We start from the raw sequence: 18,855 nt of genomic DNA on the forward strand, positions 1-18,855 counted from the left end.
GTCTTGGCTGTATGATATAATTATTAGAAAAAAATATGGGGAGAACTGTATGACTACAATCATTGATAAAATTGCATGGATTCATATTCAGAATGGACAAGTTTTGTGTGCGCGTTCCAAAGGGAAAGATACCTATTATTTGCCTGGAGGAAAAAGAGAAGCTGGAGAAACAGACGAGGAGACGCTCGTGCGCGAAATCGAGGAAGAGATCTCTGTTCGTATTAAAACAGAAACCATCTCCTATTTTGGAACCTTTGAAGCGGAAGCTCACGGTAAAGCTGAAGGCGTCATAGTTAAAATGACATGTTATATCGCCGATTTTGAAGGTACACTTAGTCCTGCGTCGGAAATTGAAGAGTTATCCTGGTTATCTTATAAGGATCGAAATGGTGTTTCAGTCGTTACACAGATCATTTTTGATCAATTGCATGAGCATAAATTACTTTCCTAATCCACAATTTAAAGTTCTGAAAGCCCGTTTTAAGCCTAAGAGATGGCTTGAGGCGGTCTTTTTTTTGAAAATATATGAAAGGCTTATAGGGGCAACAACATCGTTTATTTTGGTTTAGGACAGATGTCCTTTTTTAAAGGCCTGAATTGCTTTTTAATATGTAAGAGATCGAAGTTGAGGAGAGAGAGAAATGAGAGGAATTATATTTGCGTTTTTAGCGGGGGCTTGTATCACTCTGCAAGGAGTATCTAATGCTCGAATTAGTCAAGATATTGGGACTTGGCAAGCTGCGACAATTACACAGCTAACTGGGTTTATAATGTCCTTATTAATCCTGCTATTCGTCCGAGATGGCAAATCACAGGGCTTTAAACAGGTAAAACCTTTATATTTGATTGGCGGCGCCTTTGCCGCAGTCATTATTTTCAGTGAGGTAACAGCTATTCAGCAGATTGGTGTAACGTTTACGATATCCACATTGCTGATTGCTCAGCTATGCTTGACCTTCATCATCGATATTAAAGGCTGGTTCGGGATGGAAAAACGAAAGATGAGACTGCCACAATTTATCGGTATCGCGTTAATGATTGCTGGCGTCGTGATCCTGAAATTCTAAATGATCCTGATGGATAATCGATAAATGGAGGAATGAAGTTATGATTATAGGTTTGATATTAGCGCTTATCGCGGGCTCACTAGTGAGCCTGCAAAATATATTTAATACGAAGGTTAATGAGAAGGTTGGATCTTGGGCTACAACGACATTAGTGTTAGGCATGGGATTTCTGGCTTCTTTTATCATGAGTCTTATCTTTGAAGGCAACCGTATATTTACTTTGCGAAACATGGAGCCCTGGTATTGGATCAGCGGATTGATCGGAGTGGGAGTTGTAATCTGTCTCGTGCAAGGGACCAAGCGGCTTGGACCAACCTATGCGATCTCTATCGTGTTAATCTCTCAGCTTGGATTCGCTTTATTGTGGGATTCCCTCGGCTGGTTAGGGCTTGAGAAGGTTCCTTTCACTTGGAAGCAGTTGGTCGGAGTACTTGTGATTGTTGGCGGTATTCTAGTGTTTAAGCTAGGCGGTGCCCGGGAGACTCAAAAGTCGGCTTAAATCAATCCTCTAAATAGAGCTAATAAATTTGTAAGCGTGGACCCATAAGGGTTCATGCTTTTTTTTGTTATGAATAACCTATTCTCGGACGCATGACTGTCAAATTAGAAGTGATGGCAGTCACACGAGAGGAGAAGAAAATCGATTTATACTTTGCCAAAGCAGTAAATCTGGAGCATAGAAGGAAAGGAGAAATTATCTAATGTCGGGAGCGGAATTGTTAGTAGACTTGTTATTGAGGAAAGGTGTTTCAACGATTTTTGGTTACCCCGGTGGGGCCGTACTGCCTGTATATGATGCATTGTTCGATTGTGAAGGATTAGAGCATATTTTAGTACGGCATGAACAGGCTGCAGTACATGCCGCAGATGGTTACGCGAGAGCGACAGGAAGTGTAGGCGTTACACTCGTAACTAGTGGTCCTGGAGCCACCAATGCTATAACTGGAATAGCGACAGCTTTTATGGACTCCATTCCACTGATCGTACTAACTGGTCAGGTCCCCACGGATATGATTGGATTAGACAGCTTTCAGGAGGTTGATATTTATGGCATGACCATGTCCATCACGAAGCATAATTACATAGTAATGAATAAGAGTGATCTCCCACGCATCATTGATGAAGCTTTTTATTTGGCAACTACAGGACGTCCTGGCCCTGTTCTTATTGATCTGCCTAAAAATGTTATGATGGACACAACTCCAATAATATACGAAATTTCCGAACAACAATCATTTGTTTCTATTCGTGGATATTCAGTTGCTAATCAGTCTAATGGGAATGACTTGGATACGATGGCGGAGAAACTTCGGAATGCTGCCAGACCCTTACTATTGATCGGCGGGGGATGTGTAGCAGGTGAAACCCCTTCCTTATTGCTTAATTTGGCAGAACGTCTCGATCTTCCAGTTGCTTCTACTCTGATGGGTATAGGGGCGTTTCCATCTGATCATCCATTGCACTTAGGAATGGTAGGTATGCATGGAACGGTGGCCGCGAACCGCGCTATACAAGCAGCTGATGTTCTAGTTTGTCTAGGCGTCAGATTTAGTGATCGTGTAACAGGAAAACGCAGAGCGTTCTCTCCTCATTCGTATAAAATCCAAGTGGACATAGATGAAGCTGAATTTGATAAAAATATAGAGATGGATCTAGCTCTTTGTGATTCTATAACAAACGTATTACAGGAAATGCTTAATCGCTTATCAGATAGAAAGATTCCTGAATGGCATGACCAGATCAATGAATGGAGCAGATGTCCAATTCAACCATTTAGAGATCATCATGAATCGAGATTGACACCTCAAGACGTTATTCGGTACGTTGATCATGCAACTGTCTCCGATGCTATTATTTCCACGGATGTAGGACAACATCAAATCTGGACAGCACATCACTATAATTTTAAAAAGCCGCGTACCTTTCTAACCTCTGGAGGATTGGGTACTATGGGTTACGGGTTTCCTGCAGCTATTGGAGCAGCAGTTGCTTTTCCGGAACGGCAGGTTGTATGTATAAGTGGGGATGGAAGCTTTCAAATGAATATGCAGGAAATCATGACAGCTGTAGATTTGCAGCTCAATGTAAAAGTAGTTATTTTGAAAAATGGTTATTTAGGAATGGTGCGTCAGTGGCAGGAACTATTCTTGAACAAAAGATACTCAGCCGTACAGATTAGTTCACCTGACTTTGCCGCACTCGCTAAATCCTTTGGTGCACAAGGTTATCAAGTCAGCACTAAAGAAGAGGCTAAAGCCATAATCCAACATGCTATGAATACCGAAGGTCCTGCTATTATGGAATTTGATGTCATCGAAGAAACAAATGTCTATCCAATTGTCCCGCCTGGGGCAAGCAACGATGAATCGATTGAAGGGTAGTCTAAATTACAAAATAAGGAGTAGAGTATCTTATGCACATAGAACTAAACGCACTAACAGTAGATAAGTTAAAAGAGAACCTTGGGGAACGGCCAGGTGATTTTAAATTGTTCTTCGATACAGAGGGTTGTGGTTGTAATGGCGTGATCGTAATTCAGATCATTAGTGAACCCTATGCTACAGATATTGAAGTTCAGAAAGAGCCTTTTACATTTTTTGTTGATCGTCAACAGGAATCTTTATTTGATGAACAGATGCGACTTGAAGCAGATGCAAATTACCCTACATTTAAATTAAGTAGTGATGCCAGTCTGTTAGGAAATAATATTCGAGTAAAAGATATTCGCTGAGTAGAGCACTGCTACACTAAAAAACCAGAGCATTTGAGATCATCTCTCAATGCTCTGGTTTCTTGAATTTTTGTTTCCGTATTAGCTGCTTGCGTTTCGTTTCTTATCCATTTGATTTTTTCATAAACGCTATATGGTCTATTTTGCTGTTAACCAGTGTAATTAACTGTTCTGCCATATAGCTCGCCGAATATTTGAAATTGACTTCAGCCCAGTGCATAATGACACCTACTGTAGCAGACATTTGGTAACTCAACATAATTTCATAATCCACGGGAGCAGCATCAGCTTCTATCTCAATCCGCATATCCTCACGCATGGATTCCCGTAAACGGTCGAACAGTTCAACAGTCATTTTCCCTCGTTCCACAGCGGATAAGGCCAAAAACTCAGCTTTATGCCCCTCAATATATTCGAACAATTGCAAAATGGAAGGGAAAACCTCTGTTGCCTCAATACGATCCAATCCCTCATAAGGGTCTATTAGCGCTTCACCTATGCCCTGTAGAAATTCATCATGTATTTCGTTAAGCAAAGCCTCTTTACTCTCAAAATGCTTATAAAAAGTCCCTCGATTGTAATCCGCTCGATTAGTCACGTCCAATATCGTAACTGAATCATAACTATTTTCCAATATTAGTTCAATGAATGCAGATTTCAGAGCTTGGCGTGTTCTTCTGGTTCTTCTGTCTTCATGCTCTTCCTGTATCAAAAAAACTACCCCCAGCTATGATCTTTTTATCGTTCATTTATAATTCCTACTTTAAAAGTAACAAAAGATCAGCCAATGTTCAAGATTTAGACATAAGTAAACACAGAGATCAGTTCTGTTGGTTAGGCGACATTGATTAAAATTCTGATTATTGAACAGATTAACTAATGGGGTGTACTCTAGTAATAGAGATAGGTTATCCCATCTCCTAAGACTATAATATATAGCCAATTCATAACAAAGGATGCGAATATACAATGAGTGAATCATATGTAAAAACTGCTGTAATTACTGGAGCTGCAGGAGGAATCGGTAAGGAGCTTGCCCGTCGATTGTCTGATCGTAAACTGAATCTTGTACTTGTCGATCTGAATGAAGAAGCGATAAAAAATGTTATCCAAGATTTAGGCTTAAATGAATCTAACTCTTTAGCTGTAGCTGCGGATGTCTCTAATGAAGAAGACGTTCAGAATTATGTTAATAAAGCGGTAGAAAAATTTGGTGCCATTGATTATTTTGCAAACAATGCCGGAATTGAAGGTCCAGCAGGTCAAATCGAAGAGCTTAACGTCAAAGCACTTGATCTTGTATACAACGTCAATGTACGTGGTGTATTTCTTGGACTACACTATGTAATTCCTGTGATGAAAAAACAAAACTCAGGTGCTATTCTGAACACTTCTTCTCTGGCAGGACTCATGGGCGCACCAGGCATGGCCCCTTACATTATGTCTAAGCATGCTGTAATTGGTCTGACTCGCGTAGCTGCAAATGAGCTTGCACCACTTGGCATTCGTGTTAATGCGGTACTGCCAGGAACGATCAATACACAAATGATGCGTAAAATTGAGAATAATTTCGGAAGTGCAGAAGAATACAAGGCAGCTAACGAAGCTGCAACACCAATGGGTCGCTACGGTGAACCGCAAGAAGTTGCCGCTGTGATGAACTTCCTTCTGTCGGATGAGGCTTCATTCGTAACGGGTTCTCTATATACAGTCGACGGTGGTATGATAGGTCAATAATGCAAGCTGATTTCGGTCATTATGGATACTCCAAATAAAGGATTGGGCCTGTGCGTTAAGCATTGGGTTCAATTCTTTTTTATTTAGGATACCCGGATCGGATTTAATAATAAGCAATCTGTTGAATTATCTTATAGAATATACAAAGGGGAATTATTCTTTTAAGTATTGCTCAGTTATTTAGATAAATTGTTGGCGAGGAGTGTTCATATGCTTGAATTATCTCAACAGGATTTTATTGAAGTGAAACCGTTACTTACAGGTGCTCTTATTCATCCTGAAATTCTCTCCATCATCGAGGGAAATAATCCGGGCTGGATTTTTGTAGATCAACTTGTAACACCGAAAAGCGCGTTGGTATGGAGTAAGGGGATGCAAGGATTTTATATTATAGGCGATCACACCAATGGGATATTTATCAAAAGCTTAGATAGTTATGTATCCAGTCATATTGCACCGAGGATGAAAAAGCTTGGGCTGGAGTATTTTGAAGTCTCAGGTCAACACGATGAATGGGATCTGGCATTGATGTTTCCTTCTAGGAAGCTATATCCTTTTGAACAAATGGTGTTCAAGTTATTCCACAAGCCCGCTGAGTCCCTTAATAATGGGATTAGAACTATAAATCTTAAAATACAGGATTGGGAGAACTTAGATTTAAAGCACATGGAATTTGTACATGAGAATATTGATTTATTCTGGTCATCGAAAAAAGGCTTTAAGGCAACAGGCTATGGATATGCTGCTATTGAGGGAGCTGAGATCATTGGTGTATGTTATTCTAGTTTCGTTACTGTGGATACTCATGCTATCGGAATTGAAACCCTCTCCAAGTATCAGAATAGAGGAGTGGGGACCCATTTAGCGGCTTTAGTAGCGGGAGATATACTTGCAAATGGTTTTACACCTTATTGGGACTGTTCATTAGATAATGAAGCTTCCCAAAAGCTAGCTCTTCGTTTAGGATTTCAGCAAATTCATCAATATAAGTGTAGCGCTTTTTCAATATGACGGTTTCGCAAATTATTAGGTTAGGATGAACATATATGAAAATATTGCTCGTAGAGGACGATAGAACCATTGCGTCAGGACTTGAATATTCCTTGCAGCAGGATCATTTTGAAACTATTTTATGTTATGATGCAACCTCTGCTAGGAGGGTGTTGGCGGAGCAGATATCTGAAGTAACACTTTGCATTTTTGATCTCTCTCTACCGGATGGCAGCGGATATGATCTGTGTAAGATCGTGAAGGAACGGAGCGATATTCCGGTCATCTTTTTAACTGCGATTGATGATGAGGTCAATGTAGTGATGGGACTTGATATGGGAGCAGACGATTACATAACTAAGCCATTTCGGATTCGTGAGCTGTTATCACGCATTAAATCGGTGTTAAGGAGATATAACAAGCAGGCTCAGACCCCGTCTAATTTTGAACTAGAGAATGTACGGATTAATACGCTAGAAGGAAAAGTGTATAAGAACGGCAATGAAGTTCTGCTAACAGCATTAGAATATCGTCTGCTTCTGATATTTGCTAATCATGTGGGACAAGTCCTTTCCAGAAATCAATTGTTAGAGCGGATTTGGGATGTCGCCGGAGAATTTGTAAATGATAATACATTGTCTGTGTATATTAAACGCTTACGGGAAAAGTTAGAGGATAACCCGCAAGAGCCCACCTTAATCAAAACAGTACGCGGTTTAGGGTATAAGGTTGGTGATTAGGATGTTACGTAACAAAGAATTTAGATGGTTATTACTAACGATGTCTACGATCAGCCTTCTGGCGATTATAGTAACGGCATTTATTTCATCAGGGGCGATGGGGATCACGGCGGTAACTTCAGTTCTGCTTATAGGTTGTTGTTTATTATTTACCCGCTGGAGATACCGCGAAATTGAGAAGCTTTCAGGGTATCTACGTCAAATTAGCAGCGGTAATTATTCGCTCGATGTTCGTGATAATCAGGAAGGCGAGCTTAGCATTCTGAAAAATGATATTTATAAGGTGACGTTGATGTTATCGGAGCAGCGTTTGCTGTTGCAAGAGGATAAAATAAAGCTTACCAATGCGATCTCCGACATCTCCCATCAGCTCAAAACACCACTTACCTCCATGACCGTGATGGCAGATTTATTAAGCGACCCTGAACTGAACGTTGAGAAAAGAATGGAATTTACGCGGAAAATCAGTCTTCAGCTCGATCGGATTGGCTGGCTGGTTTCTTCATTATTAAAGTTCTCAAAGATCGATGCCGGAACCATTCAATTTAAAAAAGATTCAATAAAAGTAAAGAGGCTTGTTCAGAAATCTATGGAGCCCATACTGATTCCAATGGATATTAAGGAGCAACGGATCCAAATCGAAGGAGAAGACGCTACCTCATTCATAGGCGATTACAATTGGACAACTGAGGCGATGATTAATATTCTGAAAAACTGTGTAGAGCATACACCTGCTGGGGGAGTGATCACGATTTCTTTTGCAGAAAACACGCTGTTCACGGAAATTGTCATTACTGATAATGGCAAAGGAATTCCTAAGGCAGAGATCCCCTATATTTTCAAACGATTCTACAAGGGGACAAATGCAAACGAAGACAGCGTTGGAATTGGACTTGCCTTGGCGCAAAGTATTATCACTGAACAAAACGGAACGATTGATGTGATGAGTGAAGTAGGGAAGGGTACACAATTTCAGATCAAATTTTACAAGCAAGTGATTTAACACTTATAGCTTAGTGACTAGAATGTCACTTAAGAGTCACTGGAGAGTCATTGTAGACAGATATACTGATCTCATCAACAAATGGAGGTCTAACAATGGATATTTTAAAGATTGAACATCTGTCTAAAACATATGGTAAAGGCGAGACTGCAGTAAAGGCTCTGGATGACGTATCGTTTTCAATTAAAAAAGGTGAATTCGTAGCGATTATCGGACCATCCGGCTCAGGAAAATCAACCATTTTGCATTTATTAGGTGGAGTGGATAGACCGACAAGCGGCAAAGTATTTGTAGATAACACGGATATTTACGATTTGAATGAAACACAACTGGCGATCTTTAGACGCAGACAAATTGGTCTGATTTATCAGTTCTATAATCTCATACCGGTGTTGACGGTCGAAGAGAATATCACACTACCGTTACTGCTCGATCAGCATAAGGTGGATAAGAAACAGTTTGCGGATACCGTGAAGGCGTTGAATCTGGACAATCGTTTAAAACATCTGCCGAATCAGCTATCAGGCGGACAGCAGCAGCGGGTATCCATAGGCAGAGCGTTAATTAGTAATCCTGCAATTATGCTGGCAGATGAGCCAACTGGTAATCTAGATAGCAAGAATAGTAGTGAAATTATTGAATTATTAAAAATGTTTAATAAAACGTATAATCAAACACTTATTGTTATTACTCACGATGAACGTATTGCCTTGCAAGCAGATCGGGTCATTACTATTGAAGATGGAAGGATCGCTAAAGATGAGGTGATTCGTCCGTGAATATCGTAAACAAATTAACTATAAGACATTTGAAACAGAATAAGCGAAGAACATTGGTTACTATCATTGGAGTCATTATTTCTGTAGCTATGGTAACGGCTGTCGCGACCTTAGGTTTTTCTTTTATGGAATTAATGAAGAAGCAAAGTATCTCGACAAATGGAGAATGGCATGTCCAATATAGAAATGTTACTAAAGCTCAGCTCAAAGCGATAGAAACAGATGATGCGACAAAAGCACTAGTGATCTCCAACGATCGTGGTTACGCCCCTTTAGAGGGTGGGAAGAATGAGAATAAACCTTATTGGTATATCAAGGAATATAATGCAGCTGGTTTTAAACAATTTCCGATTGAACTGCTGGAAGGTAGACTCCCGAAGACAAACCACGAAGTAGTCATTTCTGAGGAGATTGCAAAGAATGCAAAAGTCACTTACAAGATGGGGGAAACTTTAACGCTTGATGTTGGTGAACGTGTCACTAGCGATGGTGAAAATAGTGGCCAACCCCTATCTCAGAATGAACGATTACGGACTGAAGAGGACACCCTGCTTGAAAAGATTATTCATAAAAAACCAATGAACTATACGATTGTGGGAGTGATAAAGCGTCCTACTTGGGAACCAACATGGTCTCCGGGCTATACTGCCTTAAGTTATGTGGATGAAAGCTTGATTGGAGCAGCCGAAAAAACCACAGCGACGGTAGTATTAAACAAGGTGGATAGCTCCATATACAAGCATGCAGAGGAATTGGCAAAAGAAAACAATATCGAGTCGATCTCTTATAATAATAGTCTGCTCCGCTACTATGGTGTGACGAATAACGATGGCTTACGTAACACACTTCTTTCATTGTCAGTGATCATTATGGTTGTGATTATCATTGGTTCCGTTTCATTAATCTATAATGCTTTTGCGATCTCTGTCTCGGAGCGTGCACGTCATTTAGGGATGCTCTCCAGCGTAGGGGCTACAAAGTGGCAGAAGCAGAATTCAGTGTTTTTTGAAGGAATGATTATCGGTTTAATTAGTATCCCCATTGGGATCATTTGCGGAATAGCAGGCATCGGGATCACTTTTATGTTTATCAATTCAATGATTCAAGATGTATTAGGCATAACAGAAAAATTAACGTTAGTTGTTACACCTCTGTCTCTACTAACCGCTTGTTTAGTTTCAATACTGACAATTTTTATATCCACTTATCTTCCAGCCAGAAAGGCTTCAAAGATCTCGGCTATTGATGCGATCAGACAAACAACCGATGTTAGGCTCTCTGGTAAAGCTGTGAAAACATCCAAGTTCGTGCGCAGATTGTTTGGTATTGAAGCAGAAATTGGTTTGAAGAATTTAAAGAGAAATAAACGCAGGTACCAAGCAACCGTGTTCTCACTTGTCATTAGTATCGTTTTGTTTTTATCTGTATCAGCGTTCACTTCTAATATGACAAGGTCGGTAGAACTCTCACAGGATGGGTTGAACTATGATATCCAAGTATATATGGGGACTGAGGACGCTCAAAAAGTGGATCGGTTGACGAAATCGATATCCAAATTACCTAATATAACGGAATATAATGTGACTAGGGAACTTAGTGTGAGTTCATGGATTGATGAAAAAAATATGGCGAAAGAATTGCAAGAGATTGTGCAGGCGGATAAGAGTGTTCTAAAGAACGGGAAATATCCTTACTACATTCAGATTTATGCACTAAATGAACAGAGTTTGAAAACCTATGCAGAAACGGTCGGCACAAATTATGAACAACTAACGAAGCTTGATCAGATGACTGCTATTGTGAATGATACGGTTACTTTTGAGGATGAGAAAGCCAAAAAAATTGTCGAGACCAAAGCTTTTCACTCTGAAGTCGGCCAAAAGCTTGATCTTTTTTATACGGATTGGGATACAAAAAAAGCGACGGATTTATTACCCGTAAAAATTGCCGCTCTAACTGATAAACGTCCCATGGGTGTACATTCAGCAATGGTTGGTGGAATAAACATCATCGTCTCTGAACAAGTCTTCGATAAACTAACAAATGATACGATGAGTAAAGATATTCAAAGTCGGCTTAACTTGAACAGCACAGACCCATTAGCGACACAGCAAGCCATAGAGGAAATGAAAGAGCGTAATATCTATGTTCAAAATGTGTATCAAAATAGACAAAATAGTGAGCAGATGATCATGTTAATGTCTATTTTCACCTATGGTTTTATTGCTTTGATTACTTTAATATCAATTGCGAATATTTTTAATACGATATCAACCAGCATATCCCTTCGTAAAAGAGAGTTCGCAATGCTGAAGTCTGTGGGGATGACACCAAATGGTTTTAATAAAATGATTAATTACGAAAGTGTTTTTTATGGAATAAAGTCACTACTATACGGGCTTCCGATTAGTATCGTTATTATGTACTTGATCTATAGATCAATGATGAGCAGCTTCTCTTATGGATTCACACTTCCGTGGATGAGTATCTTGTGCGTCATTTTGGCAGTGTTTATCATCGTTAGCGTAGCCATGTTATATTCAAGCTCAAAAGTGAAAAAAGAGAACATTATCGATGCATTGAAACAGGAAAATATATAACTATTATCCATCATTGCCGCGTTTAACGCGGCTTTTTTGTGTCATATCTGACACGTTGGTATGTAAATTCTTATAAAATCCTATGATATAATGTACACAATTGAATTGATACAGATTATAACCACGAGGTAGGTGTCAACGAATTGAGAACAATTGTCGTGATTGGCGGGGGAATTACTGGATTGTCCACCGCTTACTATTTACAGAAATCTATAGAGCATAATAAGCTAGATGTAAAAATTATTTTGGTTGAAGCCAGCGATAGACTGGGCGGCAAAATCAGAACACTAAAACAAGAAGACTTCATTATGGAGTCTGGGGCAGATTCTATGGTCACCCGCAAAACGAATGTTGCACCTCTGATTGAAGAGTTGGGTATACAAAATGAGGTTGTATATAACGCGACAGGAATATCCTTTATTTATACAGAAGGTAAACTGAAGCAAATTCCTAAAGATGCAGTCTTTGGCATTCCGCTCAGTATGGAGTCGCTTGCTACTACAGAACTGATCTCAGCTGAAGGAAAGGTTGAAGCACTCAAAGATTTCTACACACCCAATAATAAGTTTACGAAAAACGATTCCGTGGGTGATTTTCTAGAAGCTTTTTTAGGAAAGGAACTTGTCGAGAAGCAAATTTCACCTGTTCTTTCAGGTGTATATTCCGGGAAGTTGAGTGAACTTACAATTGCCTCGACACTGCCTTATTTGATTGATTATAAGAATGAATACGGCAGTATTATTCAGGGTTTATCCGCTAATAAAGCCAAATTTCTAGGAAATGGCGATAAGAAGTTCATGTCATTCAAGGGTGGTGTATCTGCCTTGATCGATTCTATGGAAGAACATCTTTCTAATTCGGAGATCATCAAAGGGATTCGTGCCGAGAGAATTGAGAAACGTGGAGAGCAGTACCGGGTAACTTTGGCAGATGGACGAATCATAGACTCCGATGTTGTCGTACTTGGAACGATGCATTCTACTGCACAAGCGCTACTTCAAGACGAAGAACTAAATGAAGATTTCAATCAGTTATATAATAGTTCAATGATTAGTGTATATTTAGGATTTAATATCCCTGATAGTCAGTTGCCTGCGAATGGCACAGGGTTCATCACTGCCAACAGCGATGATGTTCTATGTAATGCGTGTACGTGGACAAGTCGCAAGTGGGAGCATACGTCAGGACAACAGCGTCTGCTTGTCAGACTCTTTTATAAGAGCTCAAACCCTCATTATGATTCGTTGATCAAGCTATCTGAAGAGGAACTATTGAAGGTGGCTTTGAAAGATATACAGACCAGTCTCGGGATAACAGGACAGCCAGCTACCTATGATGTGACCAAATGGCATGATGTAATGCCAAATTACCATAAACTTCATCATCAAATTGTAGTATCCTTAGAGAAGAAGATGACAGATAGGTATCCTAATGTTATCCTTGCCGGATGCTCTTATTATGGAGTTGGTATTCCGGATTGTATTGCGAATGGAGAAAAGACAGCTGAGCGTATTTTGGAACAAGTAACTACACAATAAAAAGGAGGGTGTACAATCGTGAGAAGATTAGCGATCAGCTCTATGCAAAGTCTAGACTTATAAACAACGGCGGTTGTTTGTATAGAGCGAAAAATTGAGTTTACCGCTAGTGCAGTGTGCATGGGTTGTTTACAGAATAGACTTTGCTACCTTCAAACTCATTAAAAAGTTTAAGGAGCAGAGCGATTATGAAATATGTAAATGCAGATACGATTTTCCCAAAAGAATTATTAGAGGAAATTCAGAAATATATCAACGGTGGTATGGTTTATATCCCTAAGCCAGAAGAATCACATGTAAAATGGGGCGAAAAATCAGGGAGCAGAAAATACTTAAGATCTAGAAATATCGAAATCTGTCTAAGATTTGCTGTTGGTGCAACGGTTGACCAGCTTTCAGATGAATATTGCCTTTCTAGAGATAGTATCAAGAAAATTGTTTATTCAAAAAAATAGCTTATCATCCAAAAAAACCACGTTAGAGGAAACTCTGACGTGGTTTTTGGAATTTAATTATAATTTAATCTTAAATACCATATTTTTTCCGATATTTATTGATCCCATCTACAAACTGTCCTTCATACTTCACGCCTTCATCCATCTTTTTATTTGCGGCATTAATAGCTGTACTAGAAACCTTTGTTTTGTATAGTGCTTCTTTCATCATTGTCATTGCTTCTAATTGCAACTTAATCGCTTTTAAATAGATTTCATGTAACGCCTGCAATTCTGTATTGGGTGCTTTGATCTTTTTCGCCTCTATTACCAACTTAGTGTAATTGGGAATGATCACATTATTAAACGCTGTATAGCGTTGTTTTCTATTGTTACCTGTATCTATTCTGTTCTTTACATATGCCTCAGAGGCAATTTCGTCAAATTTAAAAATCGCTGCTATTTGATTAGAATAGGTTGTGAAATCTATTACTTCTTGTGGCGTTTTCATCTTTTCTTCATAATCTGCCTCAGATAGAACGGTAATAGGGAATCTTTCTTCAGACCAACCAGGAATGTTGAAGACTACTTCTGCAGAACCTTCTTGAACTCCTGTAATAATATAATCTGAGTAACCATCCAATTCAATGGTAAGTATAGATTCATCAGAAACTTCAGGTGTCAATTTTGCATATGTAAGACTGGTCATTTCGGCTAGTAAGCGAACTTTTATTTTTGTGGTTCCACCCACGGGAATAACATCACTAGACAAAGTAATACTCGCTTCGTTAAGCAATTTCTTATCAGCAGCAAACACAGTGGATGGCATTAATAGAGCAATAACCATAGTGCATAGTATCAAATATCGACCAAACCTTTTCATTTTCAATCATCCTTATCTATTGATTTTGTATTTACTGGTAGCAATCCCGTATTCCATAAACTTACTATTCCTCCCTGAGTTTTACTATAAAGTGTTTTTTCTCAAATACCAACTACTTTTTGTGCTTTAAATCTCTATACATCGATTGGGAATGGATTACTGAATTAATGAAGTCAAATATAAAGATAGATAGGGCGACAACCTGTATTTTTTGATACAAGTTGTCGCCCTATCCATTAAATATGTAATGCTATACGATTTGTTTATTCATATTCAAAGAGGCTTCAAATGCATCAATTATATACAGGAATCGTTCTGCTTCTCGGAATACATGATCCGCAAGCAATGGATGGATGATGCTCTTTATTCGACATTCCTCAATAAGATCTCGTGCCGTTTTCTTAAAGTCACGGAGAGATTTAACTGAGACTTTATTCTCGTCAAGTTGCTGACTGAGCAGGGGTTTGGTTTGGGATTGAGGACGCATGGAGCTAAGATCAATAGCTTGATACAGCAAAACATCAAAGTCATGGCTGAAATTTCTTGCTTGTTCAACAAGTTGACGTTCAGAGGGGTCCAATAAATGACCAATGAATTTAGCATGGTCTGCCATTATACGTAGGAAGAATACATTTTCATTAATAATTGCGTCTGGTAAAGGATCTAACCTACCCTGATTCAGTTCTTCCAGTCGATTTCGAAAATAGTTGGCTTCCCTACTGACATGATCCACTAATAAGGGGAAGTTCGTTCCGCCTGGAAGCTTACATTGTAGAATTAGACCTAGTATTTTTCTTTTGAACGCCCAGATATGTGAAGCTGCACTATGAACTTCCTCATTAAACTTCCGTATTACTGCTGGATCAGAATCCACAGTAAATCCGAGTGATCTATTCTCTATGGCTTCGAATGTGGCATAGAAATGGTTTGCTTCATTAATTAGTTGCGTGTCTTCACAACGAAACCCTAATTTAAGAAAAAAAGAGTGTTCTTTCATGATTCGTGACCAGAATCGTATTTCATCTAGAGATCTCGAAACAAAAGGATCCGGCATATCTGAGCACACCTCCCATTTTTATACAATTATAATATGCTAGAGGTTTGTACTATATCCGCAGAAGTTAAGGCGAGTCGAGTATATAGAAGTACAGGTACGCTTAACTTAATTATCAAATATAAATGGTGACATTATATAAAAATTAATTCTAATCGAATATGGCATATAACTAGAGCGAGGTCGTAATTATACTGAGAAAAGAAGTAATTATTGAGAAGAAATTGTGGGGGATGATGGAGATTAAGTTTGTTCCTGAACCGTTGAAGATAAAAAGTTATTCTGCCATAATATTTTAACGGAAAGTACTTACAGAGTATACAAAAGATAATTATACAGAATGTTATTTGAGTGATCTCCATTAATATATTCGAAAATTCGATAGAAGGTAGGAAGGTAACGATATGAATATCACAATCACCTTAACTGATAGTGCCTCGAAGTTTATTATTAACAACCTCTACCCACTATACTTACACGATCTATCAGAAATATGGGGGACGATTCCTAATCAATACGGGGTATTCGCGGAGGACGAGACACAGACACTGAAGGAACAGAATAAAGTCTTCGACATTTGGTGGGAGAAAGCTGGCGTTTTGTATCCTTATTTAATAAAAGAAAATGATATTCCAGTAGGGTTTGCATTAGTTGCTACACCGCCTTACACACCGTCTGCTTGTGAATTCTATTTGAATGAATTTTTTATTCTACGGCCCTTCCGTGGTAAGGGAATTGCTGAATATGCAGCTAAGGAAGTCTTTAAGCTTCATTTGGGTAACTGGGAGTTGCAAACAAATCCCACGGGCACAAATGGGAGAGCACAGCATTTTTGGAGGAAAACTTTAAAAGAATACACTGGTGATAGTTATTTAGAGGAATGCGGGAAGTCATATGATGATGAATTAAAGATGATTTTTACATTTAGTAACCAATCAAAATTATCGAATCCATAAAAGGGGATTATTTCGAAGTTATGTTTAAGAATTCATTCCTAAAAGCGAAAGCTTATAAGTACAGTTCTTTGCAATATTTGGATGTTGAAGAGCTGGAACTACAGGCGCCTGAGGATATTCTTATTGATGAACCTGGTGTGTTTATATTATGTAAATCGGTTGATGAGGGTCATAATATTCACTGGGCTGCCGAGTCTACAGAATTATTTAGGACTGCACTAATAGATCTGACCAGTAAGTTTATTCAATTACCTGTGGGTGGAACTCATAGAATGTATATCGAATTTATACATCCAGATCTCATGCCAGTTATGGAGTCTTTGGGGTTCAAGATAGTTAGTCAGTTTATTGATTTCTGGAATGAGGATATCTCAAAGAAGATCACCGATCAAGCAGAATCACCATTCATAAGAAACATTGAGCCTAAAGACTATTTACAGGTTAGTATGATCACCAAAGCATGTATAAATCTTTCAAGAGGTTTCTATGGTGAAGAGTTGGATTTCATACAAACATGGAATGAATCGGATCATTCTTGTATTCTTGTAGCAGAATTGAATAAAAGCATTGTTGGAGTATGTTTATTGAACATCTACGGATTTGAAAATGAAAAGGGACCTGTGTTATGGCTTAGAGAATTAGCTGTAGATCCGAAATATCATAACCAAGGTATCGGACATAAGTTAGCTGTTGAAGGTATACGCTGGGGGAATAACAACGGCGCTAAGCGGAGTTTTCTAGCAGCAGATAAAGAAAATCGAAATGCGATCAGAATCTATAATAAATTGGGGTATAACCATAAGGACGAAGTAGGGCAGATTAATATGGCTTTAGTGCTTGGAATTGAAGAGCCGATCTAACTATCATAGTTAGATCGGCTTTTGTTGATCTTAGCTATTTGATGCGTTTAACTCGCAAATATATGCTTACCAATTTTCAAGTTTTGCGGACGTGACCAGATCCATGCACTTGTTGCTGTATCCGGATTGAAATAATAGATTGAATGGTTTGTGGGGTCCCAACCCCGAACAGCATCAAGAGCAGCTAAATAAGCTGTCTGATTTGGTGTAAGCCAATACTGGCCGTCAGATACGGCTGTGAAAGCTCCTTTTTGGAATACAACTTCTTTAATATTATTAGGAAATTGACTTGATTGTATACGATTCATGACTACTGCACCCACTGCAACTTGTCCTACATAAGGCTCACCGCGAGACTCACTGTAGATAACTTTAGCCAAAATATCCATTTCATTAATATTAAGCGTGTGTTTTTTTAAAATATTCCAAGTTTTTGTCCCCGAAATTCCATCAGCGCTTATTCCATAGGCCTTTTGAAAACTAGTAACCGCTGCTTTCGTTTGTGATCCGTATACCCCATCTAAGGGCTCAGTATAGAAATCAAGGGTTTTTAATCTATATTGTAGATCCCATACATCTCCTGAAGAACTTCCTATGGTTAATACCGGAGCTGCATTAGCAGAACCGATCATAGTAGCCATGCTCACCAGACCCAAAAGAAGCAACAAAGTGAATATTTTAGTCTTCATTATAGTAGCCTCCTTTCAGAAAACATTATAAATATAGTTTAATCATTGAGACAACACTCATTTAATGGAAAATAAATTACTGTTTTACAAACTGTGAACTCTTAGTTCCGTTTGTGATTTTCTGAAATGGGTAAAATAATACTTATAGGCAGATAAAATTTCGGAGGTCTTTTATATGAAAAAGCAATTATTTCTACTAGTCGTTGCAGCTGCTTTCAGCTTAAGTGCTTGTAGTAATGACAATAGCTATGGCAATCAAATGTCTTCTAACGATACACAAATGGAACATAACTCACATTCAAGTTCAGGTGAAGTTCCAAAAGATCTGCGGGTAGCGGAGAACCCTACTTACAAAGTAGGAAGTGAAGCTGTGATCCAAACTGACCATATGGAAGGGATGAAGGGAGCCATTGCGACAATTGTGGGAGCTTATGAGACGACAGCATATAATGTTTCCTATAGACCTACTACAGGAGGTCAGCCGGTCACAAATCATAAGTGGATTATTCATGAAGAAATAAAAGAAGCAGATGATATATCCTATCAACCAGGCTCAGAGGTTATTATGGAATCTGATCATATGAAGGATATGAAGGGTGCAACGGCTCAGATTAACTCAGCAGAAAAAACCACTGTCTATATGATTAATTACAAACCTACTACGGGTGGAGATGAAGTGAAAAATCATAAGTGGGTAACAGAAGATGAGCTTTCACCTGTAAAATAATAGATCAACACAAAAACTGCAACTTACTCAGTTACGCATGAGTACGTTGCAGTTTTTGTTGTTTTAT

General features: G+C 38.8%; 20 protein-coding genes. 16 read left to right on the plus strand and 4 right to left on the minus strand.

The genetic code is table 11. The annotated features are described in order from the left end of the window. The first annotated feature begins 49 nt into the window (after nucleotides 1-49). The 5 genes from MKZ16_RS15360 (at nucleotide 50) to MKZ16_RS15380 (ending at nucleotide 3,798) form a co-directional block, all read left to right on the plus strand. On the plus strand, nucleotides 50-451 hold the full coding sequence (locus MKZ16_RS15360; RefSeq protein ID WP_076105632.1) for an NUDIX domain-containing protein: 402 nt from the start codon (nucleotides 50-52) through the stop codon (nucleotides 449-451). A gap of 190 nt (nucleotides 452-641) precedes the next feature. Further along, complete coding sequence (locus MKZ16_RS15365; RefSeq protein ID WP_036678064.1) at nucleotides 642-1,067, plus strand: DMT family transporter; 426 nt, start codon at nucleotides 642-644, stop codon at nucleotides 1,065-1,067. 40 nt (nucleotides 1,068-1,107) lie between these two features. Further along, complete coding sequence (locus MKZ16_RS15370) at nucleotides 1,108-1,566, plus strand: DMT family transporter (RefSeq protein WP_036678062.1); 459 nt, start codon at nucleotides 1,108-1,110, stop codon at nucleotides 1,564-1,566. A 202-nt stretch (nucleotides 1,567-1,768) separates the two neighbouring features. Next, nucleotides 1,769-3,448, plus strand: coding sequence for a biosynthetic-type acetolactate synthase large subunit (gene ilvB, locus MKZ16_RS15375; RefSeq protein WP_076105633.1), 1,680 nt, complete (start codon nucleotides 1,769-1,771; stop codon nucleotides 3,446-3,448). Nucleotides 3,449-3,480: 32 nt separating this feature from the next. After that, nucleotides 3,481-3,798, plus strand: a complete 318-nt coding sequence (locus tag MKZ16_RS15380) for an iron-sulfur cluster biosynthesis family protein (protein WP_038570840.1) — start codon at nucleotides 3,481-3,483, stop codon at nucleotides 3,796-3,798. A gap of 103 nt (nucleotides 3,799-3,901) precedes the next feature. Here MKZ16_RS15380 and MKZ16_RS15385 read toward each other — a convergent pair whose 3' ends face one another. Further along, on the minus strand, nucleotides 3,902-4,510 hold the full coding sequence (locus MKZ16_RS15385; RefSeq protein WP_076105634.1) for a TetR/AcrR family transcriptional regulator: 609 nt from the start codon (nucleotides 4,508-4,510) through the stop codon (nucleotides 3,902-3,904). Nucleotides 4,511-4,767: 257 nt separating this feature from the next. Here MKZ16_RS15385 and MKZ16_RS15390 point away from each other — a divergent pair, with 257 nt between their 5' ends. From MKZ16_RS15390 to MKZ16_RS15425, 8 genes are all read left to right on the plus strand, one after another. Further along, the gene (locus MKZ16_RS15390; RefSeq protein WP_036678050.1) at nucleotides 4,768-5,535 is read left to right on the plus strand and encodes an SDR family NAD(P)-dependent oxidoreductase; all 768 of its coding nucleotides are present in this window, start codon (nucleotides 4,768-4,770) and stop codon (nucleotides 5,533-5,535) included. Nucleotides 5,536-5,745: 210 nt separating this feature from the next. Beyond that, nucleotides 5,746-6,546 (plus strand): GNAT family N-acetyltransferase, encoded by an 801-nt coding sequence (locus MKZ16_RS15395; RefSeq protein WP_076105635.1) that lies wholly within the window; start codon nucleotides 5,746-5,748, stop codon nucleotides 6,544-6,546. A gap of 35 nt (nucleotides 6,547-6,581) precedes the next feature. After that, nucleotides 6,582-7,265, plus strand: a complete 684-nt coding sequence (locus MKZ16_RS15400; protein ID WP_036678046.1) for a response regulator transcription factor — start codon at nucleotides 6,582-6,584, stop codon at nucleotides 7,263-7,265. Nucleotide 7,266: 1 nt separating this feature from the next. Continuing rightward, entirely contained in the window at nucleotides 7,267-8,268 is a 1,002-nt protein-coding gene (locus MKZ16_RS15405) for a HAMP domain-containing sensor histidine kinase (protein ID WP_076105636.1), read from the plus strand. A gap of 95 nt (nucleotides 8,269-8,363) precedes the next feature. Beyond that, nucleotides 8,364-9,047: an ABC transporter ATP-binding protein gene (locus tag MKZ16_RS15410; protein ID WP_036678042.1), complete on the plus strand. Its 684-nt coding sequence runs from the start codon at nucleotides 8,364-8,366 to the stop codon at nucleotides 9,045-9,047. Next, nucleotides 9,044-11,647, plus strand: a complete 2,604-nt coding sequence (locus MKZ16_RS15415; protein ID WP_076105637.1) for an FtsX-like permease family protein — start codon at nucleotides 9,044-9,046, stop codon at nucleotides 11,645-11,647. Before MKZ16_RS15410 ends, MKZ16_RS15415 begins: the two co-directional genes overlap by 4 nt. Nucleotides 11,648-11,790: 143 nt before the next feature. Further along, nucleotides 11,791-13,185 (plus strand): protoporphyrinogen oxidase, encoded by a 1,395-nt coding sequence (locus MKZ16_RS15420; protein ID WP_076105638.1) that lies wholly within the window; start codon nucleotides 11,791-11,793, stop codon nucleotides 13,183-13,185. 188 nt (nucleotides 13,186-13,373) lie between these two features. Further along, nucleotides 13,374-13,640: a CD3324 family protein gene (locus MKZ16_RS15425; protein ID WP_038570858.1), complete on the plus strand. Its 267-nt coding sequence runs from the start codon at nucleotides 13,374-13,376 to the stop codon at nucleotides 13,638-13,640. A gap of 70 nt (nucleotides 13,641-13,710) precedes the next feature. Here MKZ16_RS15425 and MKZ16_RS15430 read toward each other — a convergent pair whose 3' ends face one another. Together MKZ16_RS15430 and MKZ16_RS15435 are read right to left on the minus strand one after the other, a co-directional pair. Further along, nucleotides 13,711-14,502: a hypothetical protein gene (locus MKZ16_RS15430; protein WP_076105639.1), complete on the minus strand. Its 792-nt coding sequence runs from the start codon at nucleotides 14,500-14,502 to the stop codon at nucleotides 13,711-13,713. A 250-nt stretch (nucleotides 14,503-14,752) separates the two neighbouring features. Then, nucleotides 14,753-15,556: a DUF2935 domain-containing protein gene (locus tag MKZ16_RS15435; RefSeq protein WP_036678028.1), complete on the minus strand. Its 804-nt coding sequence runs from the start codon at nucleotides 15,554-15,556 to the stop codon at nucleotides 14,753-14,755. A gap of 404 nt (nucleotides 15,557-15,960) precedes the next feature. Here MKZ16_RS15435 and MKZ16_RS15440 point away from each other — a divergent pair, with 404 nt between their 5' ends. Together MKZ16_RS15440 and MKZ16_RS15445 are read left to right on the plus strand one after the other, a co-directional pair. Then, nucleotides 15,961-16,512: a GNAT family N-acetyltransferase gene (locus tag MKZ16_RS15440; protein WP_076105640.1), complete on the plus strand. Its 552-nt coding sequence runs from the start codon at nucleotides 15,961-15,963 to the stop codon at nucleotides 16,510-16,512. Nucleotides 16,513-16,532: 20 nt separating this feature from the next. Beyond that, on the plus strand, nucleotides 16,533-17,372 hold the full coding sequence (locus MKZ16_RS15445; protein WP_076105641.1) for a GNAT family N-acetyltransferase: 840 nt from the start codon (nucleotides 16,533-16,535) through the stop codon (nucleotides 17,370-17,372). A gap of 47 nt (nucleotides 17,373-17,419) precedes the next feature. Here the strand turns inward: MKZ16_RS15445 and sleB are convergent, their stop codons facing one another. After that, nucleotides 17,420-18,013 carry a spore cortex-lytic enzyme gene (gene sleB / locus MKZ16_RS15450; protein ID WP_256715518.1) on the minus strand — a complete coding sequence of 198 codons (594 nt, stop codon included), beginning with the start codon at nucleotides 18,011-18,013 and terminating at the stop codon, nucleotides 17,420-17,422. Between the two features lie 223 nt (nucleotides 18,014-18,236). Between sleB and MKZ16_RS15455 the strand changes: the two genes are divergently transcribed. After that, nucleotides 18,237-18,788 carry a YdhK family protein gene (locus tag MKZ16_RS15455; RefSeq protein ID WP_076105643.1) on the plus strand — a complete coding sequence of 184 codons (552 nt, stop codon included), beginning with the start codon at nucleotides 18,237-18,239 and terminating at the stop codon, nucleotides 18,786-18,788. Nucleotides 18,789-18,855 lie beyond the last annotated feature (67 nt).

Origin of the sequence: Paenibacillus sp. FSL R5-0928, from assembly GCF_037970385.1 — a bacterium.
Taxonomy (GTDB): Bacteria; Bacillota; Bacilli; order Paenibacillales; family Paenibacillaceae; genus Paenibacillus_AQ; species Paenibacillus_AQ odorifer.